Genomic DNA, 26,478 nt, shown 5'->3' on the forward strand with positions numbered 1-26,478 from the left:
CAGATATAGGCCGCACGGCCGGAGCCGAAGCTCCACGCTCGCCTGCGCTGGCCACCAGGAGAAACCCACCGGATGGCTCATCCGGGAGATCACTTCAGGGGACCAGCTTCCTGCCAGCCTGCTCCATGTCGTGTTCAGTTGTCGGGCGCGCATGAGCGTGCCCACCGCCACCCTACCAGCGCGAGGCGCGGGAGACCCGGTTTCGCCCCGGTGAACGACCGACGACGCCGGATGAACAGCCGGCGAAGCCTCGTCCAGACTCCTGGGATGGCCGGGCCCGCGACGGCAGGCTGGAGGCGTGCGAGTCGCCCTCTTCGCGGAGTCCTTCCTCCCCCACGTCAACGGGGTGACCAACTCCGTGCTGCAGGTCGTGCGCCATCTCGAGGAGCAGGGCCACGAGACGCTCGTCGTCGCCCCACGCGGCGGCGGCCGACGCGAGGCGCCTCGGCTGCGCACCGAGCTCGTCGCGTCGCTCCCCCTCCCCGCCTACCCGGATGTGCGGGTCGCGCTCGCACCGGTGCGCCGGATGCGGGCGGTGCTCCAGCGCTTCCGGCCCGACGTCGTCCACCTCGCCTCGCCGTTCGTCCTCGGATGGCAGGCCCTCCTGGCCGCGGAGTCCCTCGGCATCCCCGTGGTGGCGGTGTACCAGACCGACGTCATCGCGTACGCCGAGCGCTACGGCGTCCCGAGCGCGGCGGCCGTGGCCGCCGCGCACGTCGGGCGCCTCCACCGCCGCGCGACGCTCACCCTCGCGCCGTCGTCGGCCGCGCACGCGCAGCTGACGACGCTGGGCGTCGTCGGGCTCCGACGCTGGGGGCGCGGGGTGGACGCCGAGCGCTTCTCCCCCGGGCGGCGATCGGAGGCGTGGCGAGCGCGGGTCGCACCCGGTGAGCGGATCGTGGGGTACGTCGGGCGCCTCGCGGCGGAGAAGCAGGTGGAGGATCTGCGCGCGCTCTGCGACCTGCCGCGCACCCGTGTCGTCGTGGTGGGCGACGGCCCCGAGCGCGCGCGCCTCGAGGCCCGACTCCCCGGCGCGGTCTTCACGGGATTCCTCGGCGGAGACGACCTCGCCGATGCGCTGGCGAGCTTCGACGTCTTCGTGCATCCCGGCGAGAGCGAGACGTTCTGCCAGACCGTGCAGGAGGCGCTCGCGAGCGGGGTCCCGGTCGTGGCGACGGGCAGGGGCGGCCCGCTCGACCTCGTGCGCAGCAGCGTCGACGGATGGCTGTATCGCCCCGGAGACCTGCGCGACCTCCGCGACCGGGTGGTGGACCTCCTCGGCGACGACGCCAAGCGGCGGGCGTTCGGCGAGGCCGCCCGGGAGAGCGTCCGCACGCGCACGTGGGCCGCCCTCACCGAGCAGCTCGTGGGCCGCTACAGCGAGTCGCTCGACCTCGCGCCCAGCAGGCTCTCGAAGGAGCCGCCGGCGCCGAGGTAGCTCTCCGGCGAGAACGGATCGACCTTCTCGGTCCGCCCGCGCCCCGCCACGACGTCGACGAGCTCCCGCGCGGCGCGGTCGACGCGCTTCTGCAGCGGAGCCACGCGGTCGGCGCCCTGCCCCCAGTCGTCCGCGGCCGCGAAGACCCCCGTCGGCACCGGCTCGGCGTGCAGGTACGTGAACAGCGGCCGGATGGCGTAGTCGATCGCGAGCGAGTGGCGGGGCGTGCCTGCCGTCGCACCCAGCAGCACGGGCGTGCCCTCGATCGCCTCGCGGTCGAGCACGTCGATGAACGACTTAAACAGGCCGGAGTACGACGTGGAGAAGATCGGCGTGACGGCTATGAGCGCGTCCGCGTCGGCGATCTGCTTCATCGCGCCCGCGAGCGCCTGGGCGGGGAAGCCCGTCAGCATGGCGTTCATCACGTCGTGGGCGTGATCGCGCAGCTCGATCACGGACACCTCCGCTCGTATGCCGCGCGCGTCGAGCAGGTCGAGGACCGCCTTCGTCAGGCGATCGGCGAGCAGCCGCGTGGACGAGGGCTCGGACAGCCCCGCGGAGAGGACGGCGATGCGCACGGTGTCCATGCTCACGCGCCCTTCCCGGCGAGCCCGAAGGCCGCGCCGCGCGGGGTGTCCTGGTACGGCGAGCCGCCCGTGACGTTGTCGCCGCGGTTGGCGTTCGGGCGCGGCTGGCGGGGCTCCGCGTCGCCGTACTTGGCCTTCACGCGGGCGGCGTGCGTGGGGGCGTCGGGAACCCCGGCCGGGCGGTTCTGTGCGAGCTCGCGCCGCAGCACGGGCACGACGTCCGCGCCGAGGAAGTCGATCTGCTCGAGGACGGTCTTCAGCGGGAGGCCGGCGTGATCGGTGAGGAAGAGCTGACGCTGGTAGTCGCCGAAGGTGTCGCGCATGGCGGCGTAGCGGTCGATCACCTGCTGGGGCGAGCCCACCGTGAGCGGCGTCATCTCGGTGAAGTCCTCCATCGTCGGCCCGTTGCCGTACACGGGAGCCGAGTCGAAGTAGGGGCGGAACTGCCGCACGGCGTCCTGCGAGTTCTTCGCGATGAAGGCCTGACCGCCGAGGCCGACGATCGCCTGCTCCGGGGTGCCGTGGCCGTAGTGCGCGTAGCGCTGACGGTAGAGCGCGATGAGGCGCTGGTAGTGCTCCTTCGGCCAGAAGATGTTGTTGGCGAAGAAGCCGTCGCCGTAGTACGCGGCCTGCTCCGCGATCTCGGGGGTGCGGATGGAGCCGTGCCAGACGAAGGGCTTGACGTCGTCGAGCGGGCGCGGGGTGGAGGTGAAGCCCTGCAGCGGAGTGCGGAAGGAGCCCTCCCAGTCCACGACGTCCTCGGTCCAGAGGCGGTGGAGCAGGTTGTAGTTCTCGATGGCGAGCTGCAGGCCCTGGCGGATGTCCTTGCCGAACCAGGGGTAGACGGGGCCGGTGTTGCCTCGACCCATCATGAGGTCCATCCGACCGCCGGACAGATGCTGCAGCATCGCGTAGTCCTCAGCGATGCGCACCGGGTCGTTGGTCGTGATGAGCGTCGTCGACGTCGAGACGACGAGCCGCTCGGTCTGCGCGGCGATGTACGCGAGCGTGGTCGTCGGCGACGACGAGAAGAACGGCGGGTTGTGGTGCTCGCCGATCGCGAAGACGTCGAGGCCCGCATCTTCGGCGTGACGGGCGATGGTCACGACGTCGCGGATGCGCTCGGCCTCGCTGGGCGTGTATCCGGTCGTGGGGTCGCGCGTGATGTCGCTGACGGACATCAGGCCGAACTGCATCCCGGACCACGGGGTCGTGTCGCTCACCGGTTCCTCCGATTCCGCGGGCGGATGGCCGCTCGCCTTTTCATGCGTCTGAATGTACTTGGTGAAACGCCGGGAGCGCGAATCCATTCCCGATCCGCGCGGATCGCTCGTCGGCCATCCGCTCATCGGTAGCGTAGGGCGCGATGACCAGCGAGGCACCGCCGCCGACGTCGGCCGCGACGACGAGACCGCGGCGCCGTGTGCCGTTCTGGGACAACGCGCGCTTCGCGTGCATCGTGCTGGTCGTGCTCGGCCATGCGATCCAGCGGCTCATCCACGACTCCAATATCGCCTACGCCTTCTATCTGTCGTTCTACGCGTTCCACATGCCCGCGTTCGCGATCATCTCCGGGTACTTCTCGAAGTCCGACCCGCCGTCGCGACGCCAGATGACGCGGATCGTCACCGACATCCTCCTCCCGTATCTCGTGTTCGAGGCGCTGTGGTGGTTCACGAAGTGGCTGGTGGAGGGACGGTTCGACCCGAACATCACGCAGCCGTCCTGGACGCTGTGGTTCCTGCTCGCACTGGGCATCTTCCGGCTGACGCTGCCCTACCTGGCCCTGCTGCGCTGGCCGCTGCTGTGGTCGGTGGCCATCTCGATCGGCGTCGGCTACCTGCCGAACGTCGACAGCACCTTCTCGCTCTCGCGCACGCTGGGGTTCCTGCCGTTCTTCGTCCTCGGGTGGTGGCTGCGCGAGCACGACATCGTCGAGCGGTTCGGCCTGCTGCGGCATCGACCCTGGTGGGCGTACACCGCCGCGATCGGCCTGTTCGCGCTCGACGCGTGGCTCGCGTACGCCGGCCTCGACGCGTGGCGCGAGATGGAGCTGCGGTACTGGTTCTTCTACGACGACTCGTATCCCGACCTGCTGCCGCAGCCGATGTGGTGGGCGGGCGGTGTCCGACTGGCGACGCTGCTCATCGGGTTCGTGCTGTCGGCGGCCTTCTTCGTGCTCGTGCCGCTGCGGCGCACGCCCTGGACCGCGCTCGGCCAGTACACGATGTACGTCTACCTGCTGCACTCGTTCGTGCTGTACCCGTTCCGGGAATCGGGGGTGCTGCGCGGCCTCGAGCCGACATGGCTGTGGCTCCCGACCGTGTGCGTCCTCGCCGTGGCCGTGACCGTCCTGCTCGCGACGCGACCTGTCCGCGTCATCGCCGGCCCGCTCGTCGAGCCGCGGCCGCGGCGGCTGTTCCGCGACCCGACGCTCCTGCCGAGCCGACGCGACGACCCGACCGGATCGCGCCGCGGCAGCTGACGCGCAGGACGCCGGGTACGACGAAGGCCCGCCCCACACCTGGGACGGGCCTTCGGGAAGACGATTGAACGCTGGTGCGCTCTGCCTTATCGACGGAGACCGAGACGCTCGATCAGCGCACGGTAGCGTGCGATGTCGATGTCCTGGAGGTAACCGAGGAGGCGACGGCGCTGACCGACGAGCAGGAACAGACCACGACGCGAGTGGTGGTCGTGCTTGTGCTCCTTCAGGTGCTCGGTGAGGTCCTTGATGCGCTGCGTCATGAGCGCGACCTGCACCTCGGGGGATCCGGTGTCACCGGGGTGCGTCGCGTACTCTTCGATGATCGCCTTCTTGACGTCTGCTTCCAGTGCCATAGATTCGATCCCCTTTCAGCTCGTTGCGCGGCGCCCGACGCCTGATGCGTGGGCTCTCTTTATCCGCGGCCGATCGAACGGCAACCCCACGAGTCTACCTCATCCGCGGGGGCCGGGAGAGCGGATAGCCTCCCTGGAGTGTCCTCGCGCCTGCTCCTCGACTTGCGCCCTCTGACTGAGAGCCCCGCCTTCGCGCGGCTGTGGGTCGGCTCCATACTGGGCGGGCTCGGCGGGCAGCTGACCATCACCGCAGTCATGCTCCACATGTACGAGCTGACCGCGTCCACCTTCGCGGTGTCGATGATCGCCGTGGCGGGCCTGCTCCCCATGATCCTCGCCGGCCTCTACGGCGGGATGCTCGCCGACTGGTTCGATCGGCGCGCGGTCGCGCTGAGCGCCGCGACCGTGACCTGGATCTCCACCGCCCTGCTGGCGGTGCTGGCATGGACGGGTCTCGTCGACGTGGGATGGCTGTATGCGCTGTCCATCGTCAACTCGGCGGCGAACTCCATCGTCTCCGCGACGAAGATGGCGATCACGCCTCGGCTCGTCGGCGATCGCCTCATCCCCGCCGCGGCGGCGCTGAACGGCATCACGGTCGGCGTGATGGTCATGGTCGGGCCCGCCCTCGGCGGCGTCCTCGTGGCGCTTTTCGGCTATCCGGTGACCTACACGCTCGACGTCGTGCTCATGCTGTCGCTCTTCCTCGGCCTGTGGACGCTGCCGCGCCTGCGCCCCGAGGGCGAGTCGGTGCGCCCGGGGCTCGCGTCGCTGGCCGACGGATGGCGCTTCCTGCGACGCGCTCCGAACATCCGTCTGCAGTTCCTCCTCGACATCGTCGCGATGACGTTCGGGAACCCGCTCGCCCTCTTCCCCGCGGTGGGCGCGGTGGTGCTGGGCGGCGGCGAGATCACGACCGGACTGCTGGTCGCGGCGAACGCCGTCGGCGCCTTCGCCTCGAGCCTGTTCTCGGGCCGCATCTCCGCCTACCGCCATCACGGGCTCGGCATCGGCCGGGCGATCCAGGTGTTCGGGGCCGTCACAGCCGTGTTCGGGCTGGTGCTGACCGCCGCATGGCTCTCCCCCGGCGAGGCGTCGGCGGGGCGACCGCACGTCGCCCTCATCGTCGCGGCGATGGCGTGCCTCGCGTGCGCCGGCGCCGCAGACAACATCAGCTCGATCTACCGGCAGACGATGCTGCAGTCGGCGGTCCCCGACGCCATCCGCGGCCGCCTGCAGGGCGTGTTCATCGTCGTCGTGACGGGCGGGCCGCGACTGGGAGCGCTCTACGCGGGAGGGTTCGCCACGATCGCGGCGACATGGTTCGGCGAGAGCGGCAGCGCGTGGCTGCCGCCGCTCCTCGGCGGACTGCTGGTCGTGGCGATCACCACGGCCATCCTGCGGGCCTTCCCGCGCTTCCGCGGATACGACGCGGAGAACCCCACCCTCTGAGCGGCGCCGGGTACGCGAAGAGGCCGACCCCGCAGGGCCGGCCTCTTCGCACGGGTCACGCGGCGAGCGCGCCCTGCAGATCGAGCGTGATCTTGACGTCCTTGCCGACGAGCACGCCGCCGGTCTCGAGCGCGGCGTTCCACGTCAGGCCGAAGTCCTCGCGGTTGATCGACGCCACGGCCGTCGCGCCGGCCTTGTAGTTGCCCCACGGGTCGGTGCCGAAGCCGCCGAGCTCCAGCTCGAACGTGACCGGGCGCGTGACGTCCTTGATGGTGAGGTCGCCGTCGACGAGCAGGTCGCCGCCGTTCTCGCGGACGCCGGTGCTCGTGAACGTGAGCGCGGGGTGCTGCTCGACATCGAAGAAGTCCGCGGACCGCAGGTGCTGGTCGCGCCCCTCGTCCTTGGTGTCGAGGGAGGCGGCGTCCGCCGTCGCGGTCACCGACGCCTCCAGGACGTTCTCGGGCAGGACGATCGTCGCCGACTTCACCGTGAACGCGCCGCGCACCTTGGAGATCATCATGTGCCGCACCTCGAAGCCGACCTCGCTGTGCGCGGGGTCGAGCTCGTAGGTGCCGGGGCGGTAACCGGGGATGTCGATGGTCATGCGTGCTCCTCAGAGGTCCTTCGCCGCATCTGCGGCGTCACATGAGCACAATACCCATTCGCCTGCATATATTCCAGCTTTCCCGACATTCGTCGGAACCGGTCATGGCAAAGCGCCGCACGGATGGCCCGTGCGGCGCTTCGCGAGGATGTCGGGTCAGGCGACGGCGAGGAGGTCGATGATGAAGATCAGCGACTTCCCGCTGAGGAAGTGGCCGGCGCCGGCAGGGCCGTACGCCAGGTGCGGCGGAATCACGAGCTCGCGGCGGCCGCCGACCTTCATGCCGGGGATGCCGTCCTGCCAGCCCTGGATGAGGCCGCGCAGGGGGAACTGGATGCTCTCCCCGCGGTTCCAGGACGAGTCGAACTCGTCGCCGGTCTCGTACTCGACACCCGCGTAGTGCACGGTGACGGTGTCGCCGGGCTTCGCCTCCGCGCCGTCGCCCACGATGATGTCGCGGATGGCCAGCTGGGTGGGGGCGGGCCCCTCGGGTGCGTCGAACTCGGGCTTGGTGCGTTCTGCGCTCATATCCTCCATGATGCCCGCTTCTCGCCGGGGGCGCGCCGGTACAGCGACACATGACGCGTCGAATGCCGCTATGTCGCCGCAGTTGGGCAGAATGAGCCGCGTGAGGAGTGTTCCGCCCAGCTCTGAGCCCGCAGAGCCCGCCAGGAGCGTCGCGGCGCGCGTCTATCGCGCCCTCGCGCACCGCGCATGGGAGGATGCGCTCCGTCTCGTCGAGGCGAACTGGTCGGAGCTGCTCTCGACGAACGCGGCAGCCATCCGCGCCGTCATGAGCACCGTGCCGCTCGAGCTCGTAGAGAGCGACGCCCGCTGGCGACGCGTGCGCGACTACCTCGAGACCGTGCCCGGCGGCCGGGCGCCGACGGTGCATCTCGCGCCCTCCTCGGCGTTCGCGGAGGCGATGGCTCTCACCGAGGAGGCCAAGCACATCTCACAGCGCGGCGACCTCGCGCCGGCCCTCAAGACGGTGCGGGAGGCACGCGCGGCCTACATGACCGCGAGTGCGCAACGGCGCGGCGGCACGCTGGCCGACCTTCCGCGGCTGCTGCTCGTCTGGGGCGGGATCGAACTGGCGGGAGGCGATCCGGGCATCGCGCTGGACGAGCTGACGCGCGCCTACTCGATGGCACACGCGGGCGGAGTGCCGCAGATCGCGCTGATCGCGGCGTCCGAGGTGGCATGGCTTCATGCGCTGGAAGGGCGAGCGGAAGCGCGCGACGACTGGGTCGCGTACGCGGAGGCCATCATGCACGGAAGCCCGCGGCCGCTGCCCTCGCCGATGTCGCTGCAGCTCAGCCGAGCGCTCGCCCACTACGACGAACTCGACTTCGCGGCCGCCGGACGGGAGGTCGACGCGGCTCGCGCCATCAGCGCGGGGCGGATCCCCGCCGAGGCGCGCCTCTGGGAGCTGGCTGTTGTCTCGCTGCTCATCGCCGCGAAGGACCCGTCGTCGACGGCCACCCTCGCAGACCTCGAGCAGCCGGACCTCCCCGGGCGGGTGCAGGCGCGGGGAGGCGAGCTCGCCGTCGCCCGTGCGCAGGCGCTGGCCCACCGCGGGCAGCTGGAGCGCGCCCGCGAGATCCTCGATGCGCTGCCGATGCCGCTCATCCCGAGCGCCCGCGCGCAGCGCGCCGCCGTCCATCTTCTCCGCGGCGATCGCGAGCGAGCGGCCCAGGACGGGCACGCCGCGCTCGATGATCTCGGGCGTCCCCGTGCCGCCGTGACCGCGGCCGTCGTGCTGGCCGTCCTGCTCCTCCGGCGCGACGACCCGGAGGCCGGACCCGCCTTCCGTCGCGCGGCCGTGCTGGCCGCCGCCCACCGGGTGCCGGTCGCGCTCACCTGCGTGCCGCGCGAGGACTTCGACGCGCTGGCGGAGATCGCCGATCTCTCCGACGGCGAGCGCGATGCCGTGTCGACCGTGCGGGCCGCCGCCGTGCGCTTCCCGCCGTCCCCGCAGTCGGGCGGTCTCCGGGTCACCGAGCACGAGCTGGCCGCGCTGCGGCTCCTCGCGCAGGGCAAGAGCACGGCCGCGGCCGCGGCCGCCCTCGGCGTGAGCCCGAACACGATCAAGAGCTTCCGACGCCGCGCGTACGCCAAGCTGGGCGTCAGAACCCGCGAGGAGCTGGTCGTCGCAGCCGCAGCACACGGACTGCTGTGATGAGGACGAAGGAGCGCAGATGGCCGATGGCGACCTGAGCGAGGCGAGAAGAGACGTCGCATCGCGCATCTTCGACGCACTGGCGGACGAGCGCTGGCACGATGCGATGGCGACCGTGGAGGAGAACCTCGCCGAGCTGGTGAGCTTCGATCCCGTCCTCATCCGCACGGTCGCCGATACGGTTCCCACCTCCGCACTCCGCCGCCGGCCGCGCTGGTGGGCGCTTCGCCAGTACGTGACGCACCTGGTGGCGGCACCGGAGAAGCCGCCCGTGTTCCCCGACATCGACGTCGAGGTGCCCGAGCAGCTGCCGCCGGCCGACCGCGTCGTCCTGCTGACCGGACGGGTCGCCTCCTTGCGGTCCCGTGGACTGTTCAGAGAGGCGGCCGATCTCGCCGATGCCGCGCGCGATGCCCTCCAGGCCATGACCGCGGCCGAGCGCGCGGCCATCCGCAGCCTGCTGCCGCTCGTGCTCGTGCAGTGGGGGGTGACCATCGCGGCGGACGGCGACCTCGTCCGCGCGGCGGACGTCCTCCTCGAGGCGCACAGCGCGGCCGAGGAGACAGGCAACGTGCGCATGGCGCGGGAGGCGGCGGGCGAGCTGAGCTGGGTCCACGCGATCCTCGGCGACGGCGCCGTCGCCGACCTCTGGCTCGAGAGGGCGGCGCGCCTGCGCGCGCAGTACCCCGGCATGAGGTTCGTGCGCGCGGCGGACGACCTCGGCGCGGCCTACCGGGCGAGCGACGCCCTCGATTTCGACCGCTGTCTGGGCCTCCTCGACGACGAGAGCACGCTCTTCGAGGAGCTGACGCTGCCCGCAGCGGGCCTGCGTGCCATCGTCGGCTCCCGCGCCCGTTCCGCTCACCCGGTCTACAGCCTGGCGCGCCTGCAGGTCGCGGTCGAGGGGACGCGGCCCGGCCTCAGCGAGGGCGGGCTGAACGCGGCGGTTCTCGCCGTAGCGCGCGGCACCGTCCTCACCTACCAGGGCCTGCACGAGGCCGCCCTGCTCGCCCTCGAGCGGGCGCCGGCCATGCACCCCCAGGCCGAGGGCCTGCTGCGCACGCGGCGCGCGAGCGCGTACCTCGGCCTCGGCGAGACCGGCCGCGCGCTGCGCGAAGTGGCGCGCGAGGATCAGAGCCGAGCCCCGCGTGTCCGCGTGGAGGCCCTCGTCCTGCGCGCGACGGCGCTGTGGCGCGAGGGCGACCGGGATGGCGCGGTGACGGCATTCCGGACGGCGTGGGAGACGTCGCAGGCGAACGGCCTGCGCGCTTCGCTCGCGGTCGTCCCCATGGCCGACCTCGAAGCCCTCGCCGCGGCATCCGGATGGTCGGGGCCGCTCCCCCAGCCGCCCGGCGAGCGCCTGCTCATGCCGGCCGCGGACTACCGCTACGAGCGGCTCACCGCGCAGCAGCTCGCGGTGCTGCGCGCGGCCGCCGAGCACGAGCGTCTCGCCGACGCGGCCGCACAGCTCGGCGTGAGCGCCAACACCGCCAAGGTGCACCTGCAGGCCGCGTACCGTCGCCTCGGCGTCTCCGACCGCGCCAGCGCGATCGCCGAGGGCCACCGGCGGGGACTGCTGTAGCCCCCGGACAAAGACTCAGCGCTCGGGCCGCGGCGATGCCTGCGAGACTTCCGAGCGCTGAGTTGGTCTGAAGCAAGGATGCGCCCGCTGCGAGCGGCTGTCAAGACCCGATGTGCGATCAGCGCGCGAGCAGCTCCTGGCGGGTGCGGGCGGCCCGTGCGAGGAGCGCTCGCTCGTCGTCGGCCGCGCGCGCATCGCGCCCCGAGACCGCGCGCTGCCGCGTCGCGGCGAGGGCGGTGGCGTCGCGGATGAAGGACTTCATGAGCGCGGACCGGTCGCCGCGCAGGGTCCGGGCCCAGGCCATCCCCGCCCGTCGCCCCACCGGAGTCGCGAGCATCTCCACCTCCTCGGGGGTGAACCAGCCGGCGACCGCGTACTCACCCAGCCGCGCCTTCGTCAGCCGCTCCTCCTCGTGCCGCATCCGCACGAGCAGGAGCGTGAACACGATGAACAGCGGGACCTGCAGCACGACGTAGAGGTGCAGGAAGCCCTCGAGGCCGGTGAACGCGGCCGAGCCGTTCCACAGCGCGTGCAGGGCCATCGCGCCGATGAGGCCGCCGACCCAGGGGCGGAGGCTCCCCGCGAGCGACGCGCCGCCGCGCACCGCCCGGCCGAGCGCGTAGCCGGTGACGGCGGTGAACATCGCATGCGCGAACGGCGAGAGGAGCCCGCGCAGGATGAAGGTCCAGGTCAGCGAGCCCGCGCCGCCCTCGATCACGGAGACGGCGAAGTACTGGATGTTCTCGGTGAAGGCGAACCCCGCCCCGACGAGCGCGCCGTAGACGACGCCGTCGACCGGGCCGTCGAACGCGCGACGCCCCATGAGGAGGATGAGCAGCACGCCGATTCCCTTGCCCAGCTCCTCCACGATCGGCGCCTGGATGACGGTGCCCGCGACATCCCACAGCGGCGAGCGCGGCAGCACGAGGTGCACGCCGAGGTCGACCAGCAGCGCGAAGCCGACGGAGGCGATCGCACCCCACGCGAGGGCGAAGATCACCAGGCTGCGCGGCTCCGGCTCCCAGCGGTCGACCCAGAGCATCGCGGAGACGACCAGTGTGAACGGGGCGAGGGCCAGCACGAGCCCGACGATCGAGGCGGAGGTGCCGAGCGCGCTCGTGAAGTACGACACGAGTCCGAACAGGAGCACGGCGAGGACGGCCCAGAGCCAGAGCCAGGTCGAGCGGCCGCGTCGGGTGGGCACGGCCGGCAGGTGCGGCTGCGTCGCCCCTCCCGCGGGGATGACGGCGCCGGACCCGCGACGGGGCTGCTCGAAGGCGGTCGCGAAGGGCTCGGACGACGGAGGGTTGAGCCCGGTGCCGTAGGTCATGCCTCACAGCCTAGGGCGCGCGTTTCCGGCGGTTCCCTCACGCGCTGCGGTCGGACACGGCCGATAGCCTTGAGATCATGCGCTTCGCCCACGTGATCTTCCCCGAGGACACCGCCGTCTCTCTCGCTCTCGTCGACGAAGCGGGGGCGCTGGCCGTCTCGACGCTCATCCCCGACGCACCCCGCACGCTCGAGGAGCTCATCGCGCGGGGCCCCGCCGCGCTCGAGGAGATCCGCGCCGCGCGCGTCGGCCACGACGGCGAGCCGATGCCGGTCGCCGACGTCCGCTTCGCGCCGGCCATCCTCACCCCGCCCGCGATGCTGGCGGTGGGTCTGAACTACGCCGCGCACTCGGGCGAGCTCAACCTCAAGACCGACGACACCCCGACGGTGTTCACGTTCTGGCCCAACTCCCTGCAGGCGCACGACGGCACCACCACCTGGTCCCGGCGCATGAGCGAGGCCGTGGACTACGAGGCGGAGCTCGGCGTCATCATCGGGCGACCGGCCAAGGACGTCTCCGAGGAGGAGGCGCTCGACTACGTGTTCGGCTACACCGTGGTCAACGACATCTCCGCGCGCAACATCCAGTACTCCGAGGCGCAGTGGTGCCGCTGCAAGTCCCTCGACGGCTTCACGCCGGTCGGTCCCTACGTGGTGACCGCCGACGAGATCTCCGACCCGCAGGACCTCCACATCTGGACGCGGGTGGACGGTCACATGATGCAGGACGCCTCGACGGGCCAGATGGTGCGGACGGTGGCGCGGCTCATCGCGCACCTGTCGCAGGGCATCACCCTGCTGCCGGGCACGCTCATCTCCACCGGAAGCCCCGGCGGCTCCGGCTTCTCGCGCACGCCGCAGGTGCTGCTGCGCGACCGCTCCACCGTCACCGTCGGCATCGACGGCATCGGCGAGCTGACGACGCACTGCCGGATGACGGACTGACGCGAGCACTCGCCCGAGGCGTCGGGCCTGCGGGCGGGGCTGCGCTTGCCGGCTTGCGGGCGGGAGCTTGCGGGCGGGGGCTGCGCTTGCCGCCAGACGATGTCGTCTCGCCGCCGGGACACGGTAAGTCGCGTTGTTCCGTGTCCCGTCGACGAGACGACATCGTGTGACGAGCTGGCGCGTCCCGTCAGCCCTGCGTGGGGACGTCCTCCGGCGCGATGATCGGGATGACCGAGGTCACCGGCTCGAGTCCCGACAGGCGCGAGGGGCTGAGCTGCTTCTCGACCTCCGCCGGCTCCATCAGGCCCGCCTCGACGACGAGATCGGCGACGCTGCGGTTGGTGAGCAGGGCGGTCTTCGCCAGCGCGGCGGCCGCGGAGTAGCCGATGAAGGGCGTGAGGGCGGTGATGACGCCGACGCTCGACCCCACCATGGCTCCCAGGCGCGCTCGGTTGGCGGTGATGCCGTCGACGCAGTTGACGCGGAGGGTGCGCATCGCCTGGCGCATCCAGATGATCGACTGGAAGATCGAGTGCGCGATCACGGGCTCGAACGCGTTCAGCTGCAGCTGCCCCGCCTCGACCGCCATCGTGACGGTGACATCGGAGCCGGCGACCGCGAAGGCGACCTGGTTCACGACCTCGGGGATGACGGGGTTGACCTTGCCGGGCATGATGCTCGATCCGGCCTGACGGGCGGGGAGGTTGATCTCGCCGAGGCCCGCCTGCGGGCCCGACGACAGGAGCCGCAGGTCGTTGCAGATCTTCGACAGCTTGATGGCGTTGCGCTTGAGGGAGGACGAGAACGACATGAACGAGCCGGTGTCGCTCGTCGACTCGACGAGGTCGCTCGCGGTCTCGAGGTCGAGGCCCGTGATGTCGCGGAGGTGCCGCTCCACCGCGCCCGCGTAGTCCGGATGCGTGGTGATGCCGGTGCCGATCGCGGTCGCGCCCATGTTGATCTCGTGCAGCAGCACCGCGTTCTCACGCAGCCGCTCGTAGTCGGCGGCCAGCGTCGTGGCGAAGCCGTGGAACTCCTGCCCGAGGGTCATCGGCACGGCGTCCTGCAGCTGCGTGCGCCCCACCTTCAGCACGTCGTGGAACTCGGTCGCCTTCGCGAGGAACGACTTGCGCAGCAGGTCGAGCTCGGTCAGCAGCGACCCGAGCGACAGCGACAGTCCGATCTTGATCGATGTGGGATACACGTCGTTGGTCGACTGGCTGCGGTTGGTGTGGTCGATGGGCGACAGGTAGGCGTAGTCGCCGCGCTCGCGACCGGCGAGCTCGAGCGCGATGTTGGTGATGACCTCGTTCGCGTTCATGTTCGTCGACGTGCCGGCGCCGCCCTGGATGACGCCCACGACGAACTGCTCGTGGAACTGCCCGTCGATGACGAGCTGCGCCGCGCGGTCGATGAGGTCGGCGCGGTGCTCGTCGAGCACGCCGATCTCGGCGTTCGCCCGGGCGGCGGCCTGCTTCACCATCGCCAGCCCGACCACGAGCTCGGGGTAGACGGAGATCGGGCGCTTGCTGATCTCGAAGTTCTCCAGCGCTCGCGCGGTGTGGATGCCCCACAGCGCGTCGCAGGGGATCTCCATCGCCCCCAGCGAGTCGGTCTCGGTGCGAGTCTGCGTGGCGGCTTCAGCGTGGACCATGTGCGTCTCCTCGTGGGTCTTCACGTCGGTGTGAGCGGGATGCCTCGATCCTACCCACGCACCCTGCGACCCTCTTTCGACTCCGCGTACATCGCCGCGGCCATCCCTGTACGCGGCGTACACACCGCCCGGCGATGCGCTCCTGCGCTTCCCGGCGCACTACCGTAATGAGGTGACCACCGACGCGCCCCTCGCTACTCCGATCGCCGACCGACGCCCCCTCGTGCGCAGCCACCACGGCGACGACGTGGAGGACCGCTACGAGTGGCTGCGCGCGAAGGACGACGCCGAGGTGCGCGCGCACCTCGAGGCGGAGAACGCGTACACCGACTCCCGCGTGGCGCACCTCGAGCCGCTGCGCGAGACGCTCTTCCAGGAGATCAAGGCGCGCGTGCGCGAGACCGACCTCACGGTGCCCGTCCGCCAGGGCGGATGGTGGTACTACGGCCGCTCCATCGAGGGCAGCCAGTACGGCCTGCAGTGCCGCGCGCCGCTCGCCGACGAGGACGACTGGACGCCGCCGCGGCTCGAGGTCGACGTCGAGGTGCCCGGCGAGCAGGTGCTGCTCGATGGCAACGTCGAAGCCGACGGCCACGAGTTCTTCTCCCTCGGCGCTTTCAGCGTCACCACCGACGGCGCGCGCATGCTGTGGGGCGTCGACACCCAGGGCGACGAGCGGTACACGGTGCGCGTGAAGGACATCGCCACGGGCGAGGTGCTGCCCGACGAGCTGGAGGGCATCGCGGGCGGCGCGCGGTTCACGCCCGACGGCCGGTTCATCCTCTATTCCACGGTCGACGACGCCTGGCGCCCCGAGGGCGTGTGGCTGCACCGGGTCGGCGACCCGACCCGCGAGCGGGATGTCGAGATCGCCCACGAGGACGACGAGTCGTTCTGGATCGGCGCGGGGTTCACCCGCAGCCGCGCCTACCTCATGATCGAGTCGGCCTCCAACACCACGAGCGAGTACGCGATCATCCGCGCGGCGGACGTGCCGCGCCTGGTCGAGGACCCCGCGTCGGTGCCGCGCACCACGCTCTGGGACCGCTCGGAGAAGGTCGAGTACTCGATCGACCACGCCGTCATCGACGGGCGCGACTGGCTCTACGTCCTGCACAACCGCGACGCGCTCGACTTCGAGCTCATGCGGGTGCCGGCCGACGAGCCCGGCGCCCGGGGAGAGGTCGTCATCGCCCACTCCCCCGGCACGCGCCTCGAGAGCGTGGACTGCCTGCGCGACTTCGCCATCGTCGAGTACCGGGCCGGCGGCATCCCCCGCGTCGGGATCCTCGACTACACCACGCACGAGGTGCGCGAGATCGCCTTCGACGAGCCGCTGTACAACGCCGGATCCGGCGGCAACCCGGAATGGGCGCAGCCGGTCGTGCGTCTGAGCTACGGGTCGTTCACCACGCCCGGCACCGTGTTCGACTACGTGGTGTCGACGGGCGAGCTGCGCGAGCTCAAGCACGTCGAGGTCCTCGGCGGCTACGACCCCACGGACTACGGGCAGGAGCGCCTCTGGGTTCCCGCGACGGACGGGACGCTCATCCCCGTCTCCCTGGTGTGGAAGCGCTCGTTCGGCGCACCGGAGGACGCGGCCCGCCCCGTGCACCTGTACGGATACGGCTCCTACGAGCACTCCATCGACCCCGGCTTCTCGTATGCGCGCCTCTCGGAGCTCGACCGCGGCATCGTGTTCGCCGTCGCGCACGTCCGCGGCGGCGGCGAGATGGGCCGCGCCTGGTACGAGAACGGCAAGCTCACCCACAAGCGCAACTCGTTCACCGACTTCGTCGACGTCGCGCGGTTCCTCGTCGACCGCGGCTACACGACGCCCGATCGGATGGTCGCCGAGGGTGGCTCCGCGGGCGGCCTGCTGATGGGCGCGGTGGCGAACCTCGCCCCCGAGCTCTTCGCCGGCATCCTCGCCGACGTCCCCTTCGTCGACGCGCTCACGACCATCCTCGACCCGTCGCTGCCCCTCACCGTGATCGAGTGGGAGGAGTGGGGCGACCCGCTGCACGACGCGAGCGTCTACGAGTACATGAAGTCGTACTCGCCGTACGAGAACGTGCGCGAGGGCGTGACGTACCCGCGCATCCTCGCGATGACCTCGCTCAACGACACCCGCGTGCTGTACGTGGAGCCGGCGAAGTGGGTCGCGCGTCTGCGCGAGGTGGGCGCCGACGCCCTGCTGCGGTGCGAGATGACGGCGGGCCACGGCGGCGTGAGCGGGCGCTACAACGCCTGGCGCGAGCGCGCGTTCCAGCTCGCGTGGATGTTCGACGTGCTGGGTCTCGCCGAGTAGCCGCGCCCCGGCGCGCGCTCAGGCGAGCTCGCCGTCAGGCGGGCTTGCGCGAGAACCGCTCCAGCCGCTCCTCCGGGGTGAGCGCGGCCATCCGCTCGTACCACTCGGGTGTGAACGACGCGCCGGGCTCCGCCGACGCCACCGGCACGACGGAGTGCGTGATGGTGTCGTCGTAGACGTGCACGAGGTGGAACGCCTGGCCGGCGTCCATGCCGTTCACCTGCTCGGGCGGCAGCGCGATGTCCATCGTGTAGCAGGACGCCGACGCGACGCTCACGGGGATCCCCGCGAACGTGCCGCTCGTCGAGTAGTGCAGGTGTCCGGCGAGGATGGCCCGCACGTCAGTTCCGCGCAGCACCGCGGCCAGGTCGTCCTGTCGGCGCAGCTCGAGGATGTCGAACAGCGGGATGTGGCTCGGCAGCGGCGGGTGGTGCAGCGCGAGGATGGTCCCGAGCGGGGCGGGCACGGCGAGCTCGCCGGCCAGCCACTCCAGCTGGCCGCCGTCGAGATCGCCGTGATGCCATCCGGGGACCGACGAGTCGAGCGCGATGAGGCGCAGACCGTCGAGATCCCAGACGCCGGTGACCGGCTGCTGCGAGGCGGGGAGCCCGAGGAGGTCGCGGCGCAGCTCGGGGCGCTCGTCGTGGTTGCCGGCCACCCACACCACGGGCGCGCCGAGCCGCGCGGCGACGGGCTCGACGAGGGCCCGCAGCCGCGCGTAGGCCTCGGGTTCGCCGAGGTCGGTGAGATCGCCCGTGAAGACCAGCGCGTCGACGCCGCCGGTGAGCCGCTCGACACGGGCGAGGGTCGCGACGAGGTTGGCGTCGGTGTCGATGCCGCCCGCCAGCCGCCGCCCCTGCGCGAGCAGGTGCGTGTCGCTGAGGTGGACGATCGTGCGCTGTGCCGCCGGATGCCTGCCGAACTGCGTCATGGGCTCAGCCTAGGACGCGCCTCCGACACCGGCGGCTCAGCCCCGAGCTCAGCCGAAGAGGGCCGCGGCCTCCTCGTAGCGGGACAGCGGCACGGAGTGCAGCTCGCCCAGCGCCTCGGAGAACGGCACGCGCACGATCTCGGTGCCCTGCATGGCGACCATCTGCCCCCAGGCGCCGTCGACGACGGCGTCCGCGGCGTGGAGGCCCAGACGCGTCGCCAGCACGCGGTCGAAGCCCGAGGGCGCGCCGCCGCGCTGGATGTGGCCGAGCACCGTCGAGCGGGTCTCGATGCCCGTGGCCTGCTCGATGAGCGGCGCGAGGACCTCGCTGATGCCGCCCAGGCGCGGACGGTTGAAGGCGTCGAGGCCCTTGTCGCTGTAGGCCTCGTCCTGGCCCTTCAGCTTGAAGCCCTCCGCCACGACGACGAGCGGCGCACGGCCGCGCTCGGCGGCCGCGAGCACGTGCTCGGTGATCTCGTCGAGCGACAGCGGCACCTCGGGGATGCAGATGATGTGCGCGCCCGCGGCCATGCCGGAGTGCAGCGCGATCCAGCCGACGTGCCGGCCCATGACCTCGGCCACCATGCAGCGCTGGTGCGAGTCGCCTGTGGTGCGCAGCCGGTCCATGGCGTCGGTGGCGATGTTCACAGCCGTGTCGAAGCCGAACGAGTAGTCCGTCGCGCGCAGGTCGTTGTCGATGGTCTTCGGCACGCCGAGCACGGGGATGCCGTCGTTGTTCAGCCGCTGAGCCGCCGCGAGGGTGCCCTCGCCGCCGATCGCGATGATGCCGTCGAGCTTGTGCCCGTACAGGGTCTTGGCGATGTTCTCCGCACCGCCCCGGACGCCCTCGTAGGGGTTGGTGCGGCTGGTGCCGAGGATGGTCCCGCCCACCTTCGACAGACCCTTCACGTCGCGACGCGTGAGCGGGAAGAAGTCTGCCTCCACGAGGCCCTTCCACCCGTCCCGGATGCCCACGAACTCCATGTCGTAGGCCTCGGTGCCCTTGAGCACCGCGCCGCGGATGACTGCATTGAGGCCGGGGCAGTCGCCACCACTCGTCAGAACGCCGATCTTCATGACATCAACGCTAGGGCATGCGGGAGCATCGCTTTTCCCCCTCCCGAACGCCCTGGCGAGCGGATGGCCTAGGCGGCTCCCAGCGCCTGGCGCAGCAGGTGCATGAGGGCGGCCATCTGCACCGAGTCGCTCGACGTCTCGTCGTACGTCTCGCCGTCGAGCGCGCGTCCGGCGAGACCCTGCTTGCGGTCGATGAGCTCGGCGATCTTGCTGTCGATCGTGTGCGCGGCGATGATCCGCCATGCCGTGACGGGCTCGTCCTGGCCGATGCGGTGCACGCGGTCGATCGCCTGCGTCTGCTCGGCGGCGGTCCAGCTGAGCTCGGCGAGCACGACGTTCGAGGCGACCTGCATGTTGACGCCGACGCCGGCGGCGGTGAGCGAGCACACCGCGATGCCGACCTCGGGGTCGTTGTTGAACGCGTCGATCGCGGCCTGGCGCACCGTGCCGTTCTGCTCGCCGCGCACGGAGACGGCCTTGATCCCGGCCGCGGCGAAGTGCGCCTCGGCCTGGTCCATGACGTCGATGTGCTTGGCGAAGAAGACGACCTTGCCCACCGAGCGCTGCAGCTGAGCGGCGTAGTCCGCGGCGAGGAGCGCCTTCGCCTGGCCGATGCGGCGCACCATCGCGAAGACGTTGTCGCCGCCGTCGCCGGCCGATTTCGACTCCTCGAGCTCGCTCTGGGCGACCAGGCGCACGATGTCGTCGTCGATCTCGCCCACCGCGAGGCCGCGGTCACCGCGCGCCTCGATGATGCGGCGGTAGCGGGCGGCGAGGCGCTGGCCGAGCTCGCGCTCGGCGGCGCGGATGCTGCGCCCGTACTCGTCGTCCAGCTGCACGGGCAGGTCGGCGATGAGCTTGTCGGGCAGGTCGGCCGCGACGTCCTTCTTGCGGCGGCGCACGATGCCCATCGAGATCACCGCGTCGCGGGCCTCCGGGTAGAAGGCCTTGTCGGCGGGCGTCAGGCCCGTCGCGTCGAGCTTCTCCATGAGCTCGGGGCCCGGCTTCTCGCCGTTGGTCCAGCCGAGGAAGCGCCAGATCGCGTCGAAGTCCTCGACGTCGTTGATGAGCGGGGTTCCCGTGAGCGCCAGCAGCAGCGGATGGCCGCCGGGCGCCGTCTCGCGGATGCTCTGCGCGAGGGCGAGCACGTTCTGCGAGCGCTGCGAGCCGAGGTTCTTGATGAAGTGCGCCTCGTCGACGACCATCCCGCGCAGGCCCAGACCGGCCAGCCATCCCAGGTGCCGGTCGAGGATCTCGTAGTTGACGATGAACACGTCGGCGAACGCGTCGAGGTCCTGCCCGTCGCCGTTGATGACGGTGGCGCGACGCTGCGGCGTCCAGCGCTCGACCTCGCGCGCCCAGTTCATCTTCACGACGTTCGGCACGACGACGACGAGCGGGTACGCGTCGGCGACCGAGGCCGCCAGCACCGATTCCGCGGTCTTGCCGAGGCCGGGCTCGTCGGCGAGGAGGAAGGAGCGGTGACCCTCGCGCACCGCCTCGAGGAACCGCGACTGGTGCGGCATGACCTCGAGGCCCTTGGGCGAGAGCCGGTCGAACTCCGGCACCTCCGGCAGCGGCATGGTCGCCGCGCGGCCGCCCGCGCCGAGCTCGAACGCCTTGTAGAGGGGGCCCATGAGCTCCCAGCCGTCCAGCCGGCGACGCGGGGTCTCCCCCGAGTCGACGCGCGAGAAGTCGGGCGCGAGGAACGGGTTCGCCTCGCGGCGGGCCTCGATCTGCGGCGGCGTGACCGCGCGCTCGGAGACCACCGGCGGCAACGAGGCCGCCACCGGGGCGACGGGCTTCTCGTCGACGATGATGAGCTCCTCCGGCGGCAGCTCGGCGCCGGCCTCGAGCAGCCAGTCCCGCCGCATGCGGCGGGCGACCGGCGACGTCGCGTGGTCGGCCTCCAGCAGCTGGATGAGCGACGTGTCGCGCGCGGCGGTCTTGGCGAGGATGGTCGCGACGCCGTCGAGGCGCTTGAGCAGCTCCGCGCGGGCCGAATCGGAGATCGACTCGTCGGCCTTCACCCGGGCGCGCTCCTCGCGCACGAGGAACGCGATCACCTGGAACTTCACGCGGTTGGTCGGCCCGAGCTTGTTGCGCTGGGCCTTGGCCTCGATCTCGCGCACCTTGCGGGCGAGGATCGGGATGACGGGGGCCTCGTCGTCGCGTCGTGCGGACGAGGACTTCTTGCGCTGTCGCGCGGGTGCCGTGGTCGGCATGCTCCTCCTGAGCGTCGCTTCCGGCCGCCGCTGATGCGACCGGTCGAAGTCGTGCGTGCGTCGCGCGCCGCCGAACTGCGGCGGCGCCGGCCGTCGCTGTGGACGGGCGGCGACCGGGCAGCGCGCGAAAACCCGGCGCCCGGTGACGCGGCCCGCTCCTCCGGCGCTGTCGCGTCGAACGGATGAGCGGAAGCCTCACCGGCATTCTACGGCATCGGCCTCCGCGTCGGGAGCAGTGCCGGCCGCGGCGCCGCGCTCAGCCCCAGACGGTCGCGACGATGTCGTCGGTGTACTGGGGTTCGAAGTCGGCGTTGAGCCAGTGCGTGGCGACCCAGCCGCCCGCGCCCAGCACGTGCACCTCTCCCCCGGTGCCCTGCTCCGGTCCGCCCGACTCCTCCTCGCGCTCGCAGCGCGTCACCGCCTCGCGGTCCTCGCACGTGAAGCCGCCCTCGACCAGCGCCGACCGGAGCGTGTCGATCTGCGCGTCGTCGACGGCGGCTACGGTGGTCGCGATGCCGACCCCGCCGGCGGTCCCCCAGGTGCAGCGCAGGGGCTCCGCCGCATCGAGCACCTCGAGCGCGGGCACGACCTCGGTCGAGAGCATCGTCAGCCCCTGGTCGTTGAGCGGCCCGACCTCCTCGCTGAGGATGGCGAGCGCCTCGGCCGACCACACCCCGTCGCAGGATTCCGGCACGGCGAACCCCTCGGGAGTCGCGGTCGCGGTCGGCGTGGCCGACGGCGTCGCGCCGCCCGTGGGCTGCGAGGGCGCGGAGCCCGCCTCGTCGCCCGCGCATCCGGCGAGGGCGAGGAGGACTCCCGCGACGACGAGAGGGGCGAGGGCACGGCGCTTCATGGCGTCGACGCTAGCTCAGGGCGGCGCGCGCGGTCGTCGCCCCCGCGGATCGTGATCCGATCGCGTCGTGCCGGCCCGGTGCGTCGTCGGTTGGGCGGCCGCCCGTGCGCCGTCGGATGGCCGTCGCCCGCCTCGAGGCCGGCCGACGCCGCGCGAGTAGGCTGGGGGCATGGCCATCGAGCTCACCGAGGCGGCCGTCGCCGCCACCATCGACCACGCGATCCTCAAGCCCGACTTCACTCAGGCCGACGTCGACCGAGAGCTCGACATCGCCGCCGAGTGGGGCGTCTTCAGCGTCTGCGTGCGCCCCTCCGACATCGCCTACGCGGCCCGACGTCTGGCCGGCACGTCGGTCGCGGTCGGCACCGTCATCGGGTTCCCGCACGGCACGACCTCCATGGCGGCCAAGGTCGCCGAGCTGCGCCAGGCCCGCGCCGACGGCGCCACGGAGTTCGACATGGTCGTGCACATCGGCGCCCTCCGCGGGGGCGAGGACGAGCGCGTCGTGGCCGACATCCGCGAGGTCGTCGCGGCGGCCGAGGGCCTCGTGACCAAGGTCATCCTGGAGACCAGCCTCCTCGACGACGAGCAGATCGCGCGGGGCAGCCGCCTCGTCGAGGCCGGCGGCGCCACCTTCGTGAAGACGTCCACCGGGTTCGCCGGCGGCGGCGCGACCGTCGAGCACGTCACCCTCATGCGGGAGAGCGTGTCATCCGCGGTGCAGGTGAAGGCCTCCGGCGGCGTCCGCGGCCTCGACGCGGCCGTCGCCATGCTCGAGGCGGGCGCGACGCGTCTCGGCACCAGCGCGAGCGCGACCATCCTGGGCGAGCTGCGGGCGCGCGCGGCCGGCGGCGCCGCTTCGGGCACCGAGGACTCCAGCTCGTACTGACTCAGCCGATGCGGAGGACGTCGCGCGTGCGCACGACGTCCTCCGTCATCTGCACGATGAGCTTCTCGACGCCCTCGAACGCGACCATGCCGCGGATGCGCGACACGAAGCGCACCTCGGCGCGGCGCCCGTAGAGATCGAGGTCGTGCTCGTCGAGCACGTACGCCTCCACCTGCCGTCGGCTGACGTCGTCGAAGGTGGGGTTGGTGCCCACCGAGATCGCCGCCGGGTACGAGGTCTCGTCGACGACCAGCCATCCGGCGTAGACGCCGTCGCCCGGGATGAAGCCCTCCGCGTCCTGGGAGAGGTTGGCGGTGGGGAACCCCAGCTCGCGCCCGCGCTTCAGACCGTGCACGATCTCGCCGCGCACGGCGTGCGGGCGGCCGAGGAGGGCCGCCGCCCGCTCCACGTCGCCGGCGTCGAGCAGCTCCCGGATCCACGAGGACGAGACCCGCCGCCCATCCGCTTCGCTCGCGACATCGGGCATCACCTCGACGGAGAAGCCGTGCGCCGCGCCCATGCGCGCGAGAAGGGCCGCGTCGCCCGCTCCGCCGCGCCCGAATCGGAAGTCGCGGCCGACGAGCACGCGCCGCGCCCGCAGCGCGCCGACGAGCACGCGCTCGACGAACGCCTCCGCGTCCTCCGATGCCAGCTCCTCGTCGAAGGCCAGCAGCAGGGTCGCGTCGATGCCGGTGTCGGCGAGCAGGTCGATCTTCTGCTCCACCCCGACGAGCGGGCGCGGACAGCGCGCGGGCGCGATGAGGGCGAGCGGGTTGCGGTCGAACGTGACCGCCACCGAGCGGGCGCCCAGCTCACGCGCGTCGTCGAGCATGCGCTCCACGAGGGCGCGGTGTCCGGCGTGCAGCCCGTCGAACTTGCCGATCGCGACGACCGAAGGCCCGAGGTCCGACGGCACATGGCGGGCGTCGCGGAAGAGCATCATCGCGCGGCCGCCGCGAGCTCGGGCACGGCTGCGGGGCGGTGCGTGCGCAGCCACCAGATGCCGCAGAACGGCAGGACGAGCGGGATCCACACGTAGCCGCTGCCGTACAGCGACCACACGGTGGGGTGCTGGAAGAGCTCGGGCAGGACGATGCTGAGCGTCCCGACCACGAGCACGCCGACCAGCTCGAAGATCACCGCGATCCAGGCAATCCGATACCAGGCGCGACTGCGCGAGAACATCAGCGCGAGCGTGGCGAGGATGTACACGACGGCGGCGGCCGCCGACAGGCCGTATGCCAGGGGCGCGTCGTCGAACTCGCGCACGATCTGCACGAAGGAGCGCCCCGTGGCCGCCAGCGCCATCACGCCGTACACGAACACGAGGACGATGCCGGCGCCGGTGATCCGGCGGGCTGACGCAGGCTCAGTCATAACGGATCCATTTTAGGCGGGCGGTCAGGGCGCAGACGCGCACGGGGCGAACGCGCACGGGTGAGAGGGCGGTGGTCACGCGATCTGGATGGTCCAGATCACGTGCATGCGGTAGACCATGACCGCGACGGCGAGGGCGAGGACGCCCATGACCACGACGCTCCAGCGCGAGCGGTCGACGAACGCCCAGACGATGCCCGCGATGGGCAGGAGCGCGGCGGAGACGAGGTACGTCCAGAACTCGAGGAGGTCGCCGGTGGGCGGGTTCCCGACGAAGGGCGCCACGATCGCCACGACGATCTGGGCGATGAGCAGCACCTGCACCAGAGCGAGCGCGCCCACCGAGAGGTCGCTGGGGCGGCGCCCGGCGAGGCCCAGCGCGATGCACAGCATGCCGGCGAGAGCGGCGACGACGACCTGCGCGGTGGTGAACCAGCCGATCACGCGGCGTCTCCCGCGACCTCGGGCATGTTCATGACGCTCTTGACCGCGTCGCCGCGCTTCTCCACGATCCCCACGAGACGGCCGTCGGGGTCGACCGCCGCCGCCCGCTCGCCGCGCACGCGACCGGCTGCCCCGGCGAGGCGCTTGCCGTGGCGCAGGTCGCGCGCCTCGTCGGCGGTGGCGTCGAAGCGTCCCAGGACACGCGCGGCCACCTCGGCCGGCGGCAGAAGCGCCGCATCGGCGAGGGCGTCGAGCGATGCGCCGTCGGCGACGTCGAACGGCCCGACGTGCGTGCGCCGGAGCGCCGTGAGGTGCCCGCCGACGCCGAGCCCCGCGCCGAGGTCGCGGGCGAGGGCGCGGATGTACGTGCCCGAGCTGCAGTCGACCTCGACATCGAGGTCGACGGCATCGGCGGCGCGGCGGATGGCCGTGACGGCGAAGCGCGAGATGGTCACCGCCCGCGCGGCGAGCTCGACCTCCTCCCCCGCGCGCACGCGGTCGTATGCGCGGCGTCCGTCGACCTTGATGGCCGACACGGCGCTCGGCACCTGCGAGATGTCGCCGGTGAGCGCGGTGACGCCGCGGGCGACGGCACCGTCCGACGCCGCTGCCAGCTCCTCCGACGACGCCTGCGCGACCGCGTCGCCCTCGGCGTCGTCGGTGGTGGTGGTCTGGCCCAGGCGGATGGTCGCGGTGTAGGTCTTGCCGAGGCCGACGAGGTAGGTCAGCAGCCGCGTCGAGCCGTCGACTCCGAGCACGAGCAGGCCGGTGGCCATCGGGTCGAGCGTGCCCGCATGGCCGATCTTGCGGGTGCCGAGGGCGCGGCGCGCTCGCGCGACGACGTCGTGGCTGGTGAGCCCCCCCGGCTTGTCGACGAGCAGGATGCCTCCGGCAGGGGGAACGCGTGACGCCATCCCCCCAGATTATCTTCCCCGTGCGGTTCCCCTCTTCCCGCGAGACCACGTGGACCAGCGGGTCAGGCGCACGCCTCCCGGACGGGCGGCTCGCCCGATGTGACGGCGACCGAGCGCGCACGGTCCTCGCCGTCGACGTACTCGAAGAACAGGGCGGTGTCGTGATCGCCGGGCACGCGGAGGAAGGCCCGGCCGTCTGCCGTGTCCACGTCCTGCGCGTCGTCGTGGGCCGCGAGGACCTCGGCGCGCGTGGCGCCGATCCCGAGGCCGTCGGCCGTGCGGGGTCCCGCGCCCGACCGCCGCGAGAGCGACTCGACGGCGGCGCCGGTCACGGAGCCGGCGGCGCCGGGCGCGCGCTGGAAGGAGACGAGATAGCCACCGTCGGGCGCGCTCCAGTACGAGACCCAGGCGCAGCGGCGGTCGTTCACCCAGTCGCGGGGCAGAGCCGCCACGGTGGCGTCGAAGTCGTCGCCGATGGTGATGGGGCCGAGCTCGTGCGGCTCGATCTCCCACGTCGCGGGGTTCCACGGGTCCTCGGCGCCGCGACCCGGAGCCGCGGGGGTCTGCGACGCGGTGGGCGTGGTGCTCGGCGTCGGGGTGGAGGGCGACACCTGCGAGGCGACGGCGCTCTCGCCGACGGGCGCGGCGTGCTGGTACGCGGTGGCGCACCCGACGGCGGCGACCACCAGCGTCGCGGCGACCGCGACTGCGGCGGTGATGCGCGCCATCCGTGCTCCTCTCGACAGGCCCTCATCGACGCTAACGGCAGGATCCGCCCATCCGGTAACGGTTAGGACGCCGTCCGATAACGCTTCGGTCGCGCTCGCCCCGGAGGAGGCT

General features: G+C 71.9%; 24 protein-coding genes. 8 read left to right on the top strand and 16 right to left on the bottom strand.

Going from position 1 to position 26,478, the window contains the following annotated elements; all coding sequences use genetic code 11:
- Positions 1-298: 298 nt before the first annotated feature.
- Complete coding sequence (locus D7D94_RS06340; RefSeq protein WP_156241816.1) at positions 299-1,438, top strand: glycosyltransferase family 4 protein; 1,140 nt, start codon at positions 299-301, stop codon at positions 1,436-1,438.
- On the opposite strand, the gene D7D94_RS06345 is transcribed toward D7D94_RS06340, so the two are convergent.
- Positions 1,375-2,025 carry an FMN reductase gene (locus tag D7D94_RS06345; protein WP_156243351.1) on the bottom strand — a complete coding sequence of 217 codons (651 nt, stop codon included), beginning with the start codon at positions 2,023-2,025 and terminating at the stop codon, positions 1,375-1,377. The genes D7D94_RS06340 and D7D94_RS06345 overlap by 64 nt on opposite strands.
- 2 nt (positions 2,026-2,027) lie before the next feature.
- Positions 2,028-3,221 (bottom strand): LLM class flavin-dependent oxidoreductase, encoded by a 1,194-nt coding sequence (locus D7D94_RS06350; protein ID WP_156243352.1) that lies wholly within the window; start codon positions 3,219-3,221, stop codon positions 2,028-2,030.
- A gap of 170 nt (positions 3,222-3,391) precedes the next feature.
- On the opposite strand from D7D94_RS06350, the gene D7D94_RS06355 reads away from it, so the two are divergent.
- A complete protein-coding gene (locus D7D94_RS06355; RefSeq protein WP_156241817.1) occupies positions 3,392-4,510 on the top strand; it encodes an acyltransferase family protein in 1,119 nt (372 codons plus the stop codon).
- 86 nt (positions 4,511-4,596) lie between these two features.
- Here D7D94_RS06355 and rpsO read toward each other — a convergent pair whose 3' ends face one another.
- On the bottom strand, positions 4,597-4,866 hold the full coding sequence (rpsO, locus tag D7D94_RS06360; protein WP_156241818.1) for a 30S ribosomal protein S15: 270 nt from the start codon (positions 4,864-4,866) through the stop codon (positions 4,597-4,599).
- A gap of 138 nt (positions 4,867-5,004) precedes the next feature.
- Between rpsO and D7D94_RS06365 the strand changes: the two genes are divergently transcribed.
- The gene (locus tag D7D94_RS06365) at positions 5,005-6,318 is read left to right on the top strand and encodes an MFS transporter (protein ID WP_156241819.1); all 1,314 of its coding nucleotides are present in this window, start codon (positions 5,005-5,007) and stop codon (positions 6,316-6,318) included.
- 55 nt (positions 6,319-6,373) lie between these two features.
- On the opposite strand, the gene D7D94_RS06370 is transcribed toward D7D94_RS06365, so the two are convergent.
- Positions 6,374-6,922: a YceI family protein gene (locus D7D94_RS06370; RefSeq protein WP_156241820.1), complete on the bottom strand. Its 549-nt coding sequence runs from the start codon at positions 6,920-6,922 to the stop codon at positions 6,374-6,376.
- 156 nt (positions 6,923-7,078) lie between these two features.
- A complete protein-coding gene (locus D7D94_RS06375; RefSeq protein WP_156241821.1) occupies positions 7,079-7,450 on the bottom strand; it encodes an FKBP-type peptidyl-prolyl cis-trans isomerase in 372 nt (123 codons plus the stop codon).
- 100 nt (positions 7,451-7,550) lie between these two features.
- Between D7D94_RS06375 and D7D94_RS06380 the strand changes: the two genes are divergently transcribed.
- Positions 7,551-9,104: a helix-turn-helix transcriptional regulator gene (locus D7D94_RS06380; RefSeq protein ID WP_156241822.1), complete on the top strand. Its 1,554-nt coding sequence runs from the start codon at positions 7,551-7,553 to the stop codon at positions 9,102-9,104.
- 19 nt (positions 9,105-9,123) lie between these two features.
- Positions 9,124-10,686 (top strand): helix-turn-helix domain-containing protein, encoded by a 1,563-nt coding sequence (locus tag D7D94_RS06385; protein WP_156241823.1) that lies wholly within the window; start codon positions 9,124-9,126, stop codon positions 10,684-10,686.
- Positions 10,687-10,804: 118 nt separating this feature from the next.
- Here the strand turns inward: D7D94_RS06385 and D7D94_RS06390 are convergent, their stop codons facing one another.
- A complete protein-coding gene (locus tag D7D94_RS06390) occupies positions 10,805-12,016 on the bottom strand; it encodes a PrsW family intramembrane metalloprotease (protein WP_156241824.1) in 1,212 nt (403 codons plus the stop codon).
- 77 nt (positions 12,017-12,093) lie between these two features.
- On the opposite strand from D7D94_RS06390, the gene D7D94_RS06395 reads away from it, so the two are divergent.
- Entirely contained in the window at positions 12,094-12,963 is an 870-nt protein-coding gene (locus tag D7D94_RS06395) for a fumarylacetoacetate hydrolase family protein (RefSeq protein ID WP_156241825.1), read from the top strand.
- A gap of 187 nt (positions 12,964-13,150) precedes the next feature.
- Here D7D94_RS06395 and D7D94_RS06400 read toward each other — a convergent pair whose 3' ends face one another.
- Positions 13,151-14,617 (bottom strand): aspartate ammonia-lyase, encoded by a 1,467-nt coding sequence (locus D7D94_RS06400; protein ID WP_156241826.1) that lies wholly within the window; start codon positions 14,615-14,617, stop codon positions 13,151-13,153.
- Between the two features lie 172 nt (positions 14,618-14,789).
- Between D7D94_RS06400 and D7D94_RS06405 the strand changes: the two genes are divergently transcribed.
- Positions 14,790-16,928, top strand: a complete 2,139-nt coding sequence (locus D7D94_RS06405) for a S9 family peptidase (protein WP_156241827.1) — start codon at positions 14,790-14,792, stop codon at positions 16,926-16,928.
- 34 nt (positions 16,929-16,962) lie between these two features.
- Here D7D94_RS06405 and D7D94_RS06410 read toward each other — a convergent pair whose 3' ends face one another.
- The 4 genes from D7D94_RS06410 to D7D94_RS06425 all read right to left on the bottom strand — a co-directional run bounded on the left by D7D94_RS06410 (position 16,963) and on the right by D7D94_RS06425 (position 22,014).
- Positions 16,963-17,859 carry a phosphodiesterase gene (locus tag D7D94_RS06410; RefSeq protein ID WP_156241828.1) on the bottom strand — a complete coding sequence of 299 codons (897 nt, stop codon included), beginning with the start codon at positions 17,857-17,859 and terminating at the stop codon, positions 16,963-16,965.
- A gap of 48 nt (positions 17,860-17,907) precedes the next feature.
- Complete coding sequence (locus tag D7D94_RS06415; protein ID WP_156241829.1) at positions 17,908-18,936, bottom strand: 6-phosphofructokinase; 1,029 nt, start codon at positions 18,934-18,936, stop codon at positions 17,908-17,910.
- Between the two features lie 68 nt (positions 18,937-19,004).
- A complete protein-coding gene (locus D7D94_RS06420) occupies positions 19,005-21,161 on the bottom strand; it encodes a DEAD/DEAH box helicase (RefSeq protein WP_156241830.1) in 2,157 nt (718 codons plus the stop codon).
- A gap of 256 nt (positions 21,162-21,417) precedes the next feature.
- Positions 21,418-22,014 carry a hypothetical protein gene (locus D7D94_RS06425; RefSeq protein WP_156241831.1) on the bottom strand — a complete coding sequence of 199 codons (597 nt, stop codon included), beginning with the start codon at positions 22,012-22,014 and terminating at the stop codon, positions 21,418-21,420.
- Positions 22,015-22,183: 169 nt separating this feature from the next.
- Here D7D94_RS06425 and deoC point away from each other — a divergent pair, with 169 nt between their 5' ends.
- Complete coding sequence (deoC, locus tag D7D94_RS06430; protein WP_156241832.1) at positions 22,184-22,903, top strand: deoxyribose-phosphate aldolase; 720 nt, start codon at positions 22,184-22,186, stop codon at positions 22,901-22,903.
- A gap of 1 nt (position 22,904) precedes the next feature.
- On the opposite strand, the gene D7D94_RS06435 is transcribed toward deoC, so the two are convergent.
- From D7D94_RS06435 to D7D94_RS06455, 5 genes are all read right to left on the bottom strand, one after another.
- Positions 22,905-23,846 carry a bifunctional riboflavin kinase/FAD synthetase gene (locus D7D94_RS06435; RefSeq protein ID WP_156241833.1) on the bottom strand — a complete coding sequence of 314 codons (942 nt, stop codon included), beginning with the start codon at positions 23,844-23,846 and terminating at the stop codon, positions 22,905-22,907.
- The gene (locus tag D7D94_RS06440) at positions 23,843-24,280 is read right to left on the bottom strand and encodes a hypothetical protein (protein WP_156241834.1); all 438 of its coding nucleotides are present in this window, start codon (positions 24,278-24,280) and stop codon (positions 23,843-23,845) included. The genes D7D94_RS06435 and D7D94_RS06440 overlap by 4 nt, the downstream gene beginning before the upstream one ends.
- A 75-nt stretch (positions 24,281-24,355) precedes the next feature.
- The gene (locus D7D94_RS06445) at positions 24,356-24,724 is read right to left on the bottom strand and encodes a hypothetical protein (protein WP_156241835.1); all 369 of its coding nucleotides are present in this window, start codon (positions 24,722-24,724) and stop codon (positions 24,356-24,358) included.
- Positions 24,721-25,638: a tRNA pseudouridine(55) synthase TruB gene (gene truB, locus D7D94_RS06450; protein WP_156241836.1), complete on the bottom strand. Its 918-nt coding sequence runs from the start codon at positions 25,636-25,638 to the stop codon at positions 24,721-24,723. Before truB ends, D7D94_RS06445 begins: the two co-directional genes overlap by 4 nt.
- Before the next feature lie 62 nt (positions 25,639-25,700).
- Positions 25,701-26,366 (bottom strand): hypothetical protein, encoded by a 666-nt coding sequence (locus D7D94_RS06455; protein ID WP_156241837.1) that lies wholly within the window; start codon positions 26,364-26,366, stop codon positions 25,701-25,703.
- Between the last annotated feature and the right edge of the window lie 112 nt (positions 26,367-26,478).

This window comes from Microbacterium oryzae, assembly GCF_009735645.1.
Lineage (GTDB): Bacteria > Actinomycetota > Actinomycetes > Actinomycetales > Microbacteriaceae > Microbacterium > Microbacterium oryzae.

Coding starts and splice junctions, on each gene's coding strand:
- D7D94_RS06390 (WP_156241824.1), bottom strand. CDS start 12,016: ATGACCTACGGCACCGGGCTCAACCCTCCGTCGTCCGAGCCCTTCGCG.
- D7D94_RS06435 (WP_156241833.1), bottom strand. CDS start 23,846: ATGATGCTCTTCCGCGACGCCCGCCATGTGCCGTCGGACCTCGGGCCT.
- D7D94_RS06415 (WP_156241829.1), bottom strand. CDS start 18,936: ATGAAGATCGGCGTTCTGACGAGTGGTGGCGACTGCCCCGGCCTCAAT.
- D7D94_RS06385 (WP_156241823.1), top strand. CDS start 9,124: ATGGCCGATGGCGACCTGAGCGAGGCGAGAAGAGACGTCGCATCGCGC.
- D7D94_RS06355 (WP_156241817.1), top strand. CDS start 3,392: ATGACCAGCGAGGCACCGCCGCCGACGTCGGCCGCGACGACGAGACCG.
- D7D94_RS06425 (WP_156241831.1), bottom strand. CDS start 22,014: ATGAAGCGCCGTGCCCTCGCCCCTCTCGTCGTCGCGGGAGTCCTCCTC.
- D7D94_RS06410 (WP_156241828.1), bottom strand. CDS start 17,859: ATGACGCAGTTCGGCAGGCATCCGGCGGCACAGCGCACGATCGTCCAC.
- D7D94_RS06455 (WP_156241837.1), bottom strand. CDS start 26,366: ATGGCGCGCATCACCGCCGCAGTCGCGGTCGCCGCGACGCTGGTGGTC.
- rpsO (WP_156241818.1), bottom strand. CDS start 4,866: ATGGCACTGGAAGCAGACGTCAAGAAGGCGATCATCGAAGAGTACGCG.
- D7D94_RS06420 (WP_156241830.1), bottom strand. CDS start 21,161: ATGCCGACCACGGCACCCGCGCGACAGCGCAAGAAGTCCTCGTCCGCA.
- deoC (WP_156241832.1), top strand. CDS start 22,184: ATGGCCATCGAGCTCACCGAGGCGGCCGTCGCCGCCACCATCGACCAC.
- truB (WP_156241836.1), bottom strand. CDS start 25,638: ATGGCGTCACGCGTTCCCCCTGCCGGAGGCATCCTGCTCGTCGACAAG.
- D7D94_RS06345 (WP_156243351.1), bottom strand. CDS start 2,025: ATGGACACCGTGCGCATCGCCGTCCTCTCCGCGGGGCTGTCCGAGCCC.
- D7D94_RS06375 (WP_156241821.1), bottom strand. CDS start 7,450: ATGAGCGCAGAACGCACCAAGCCCGAGTTCGACGCACCCGAGGGGCCC.
- D7D94_RS06440 (WP_156241834.1), bottom strand. CDS start 24,280: ATGACTGAGCCTGCGTCAGCCCGCCGGATCACCGGCGCCGGCATCGTC.
- D7D94_RS06370 (WP_156241820.1), bottom strand. CDS start 6,922: ATGACCATCGACATCCCCGGTTACCGCCCCGGCACCTACGAGCTCGAC.
- D7D94_RS06350 (WP_156243352.1), bottom strand. CDS start 3,221: ATGCAGTTCGGCCTGATGTCCGTCAGCGACATCACGCGCGACCCCACG.
- D7D94_RS06395 (WP_156241825.1), top strand. CDS start 12,094: ATGCGCTTCGCCCACGTGATCTTCCCCGAGGACACCGCCGTCTCTCTC.
- D7D94_RS06400 (WP_156241826.1), bottom strand. CDS start 14,617: ATGGTCCACGCTGAAGCCGCCACGCAGACTCGCACCGAGACCGACTCG.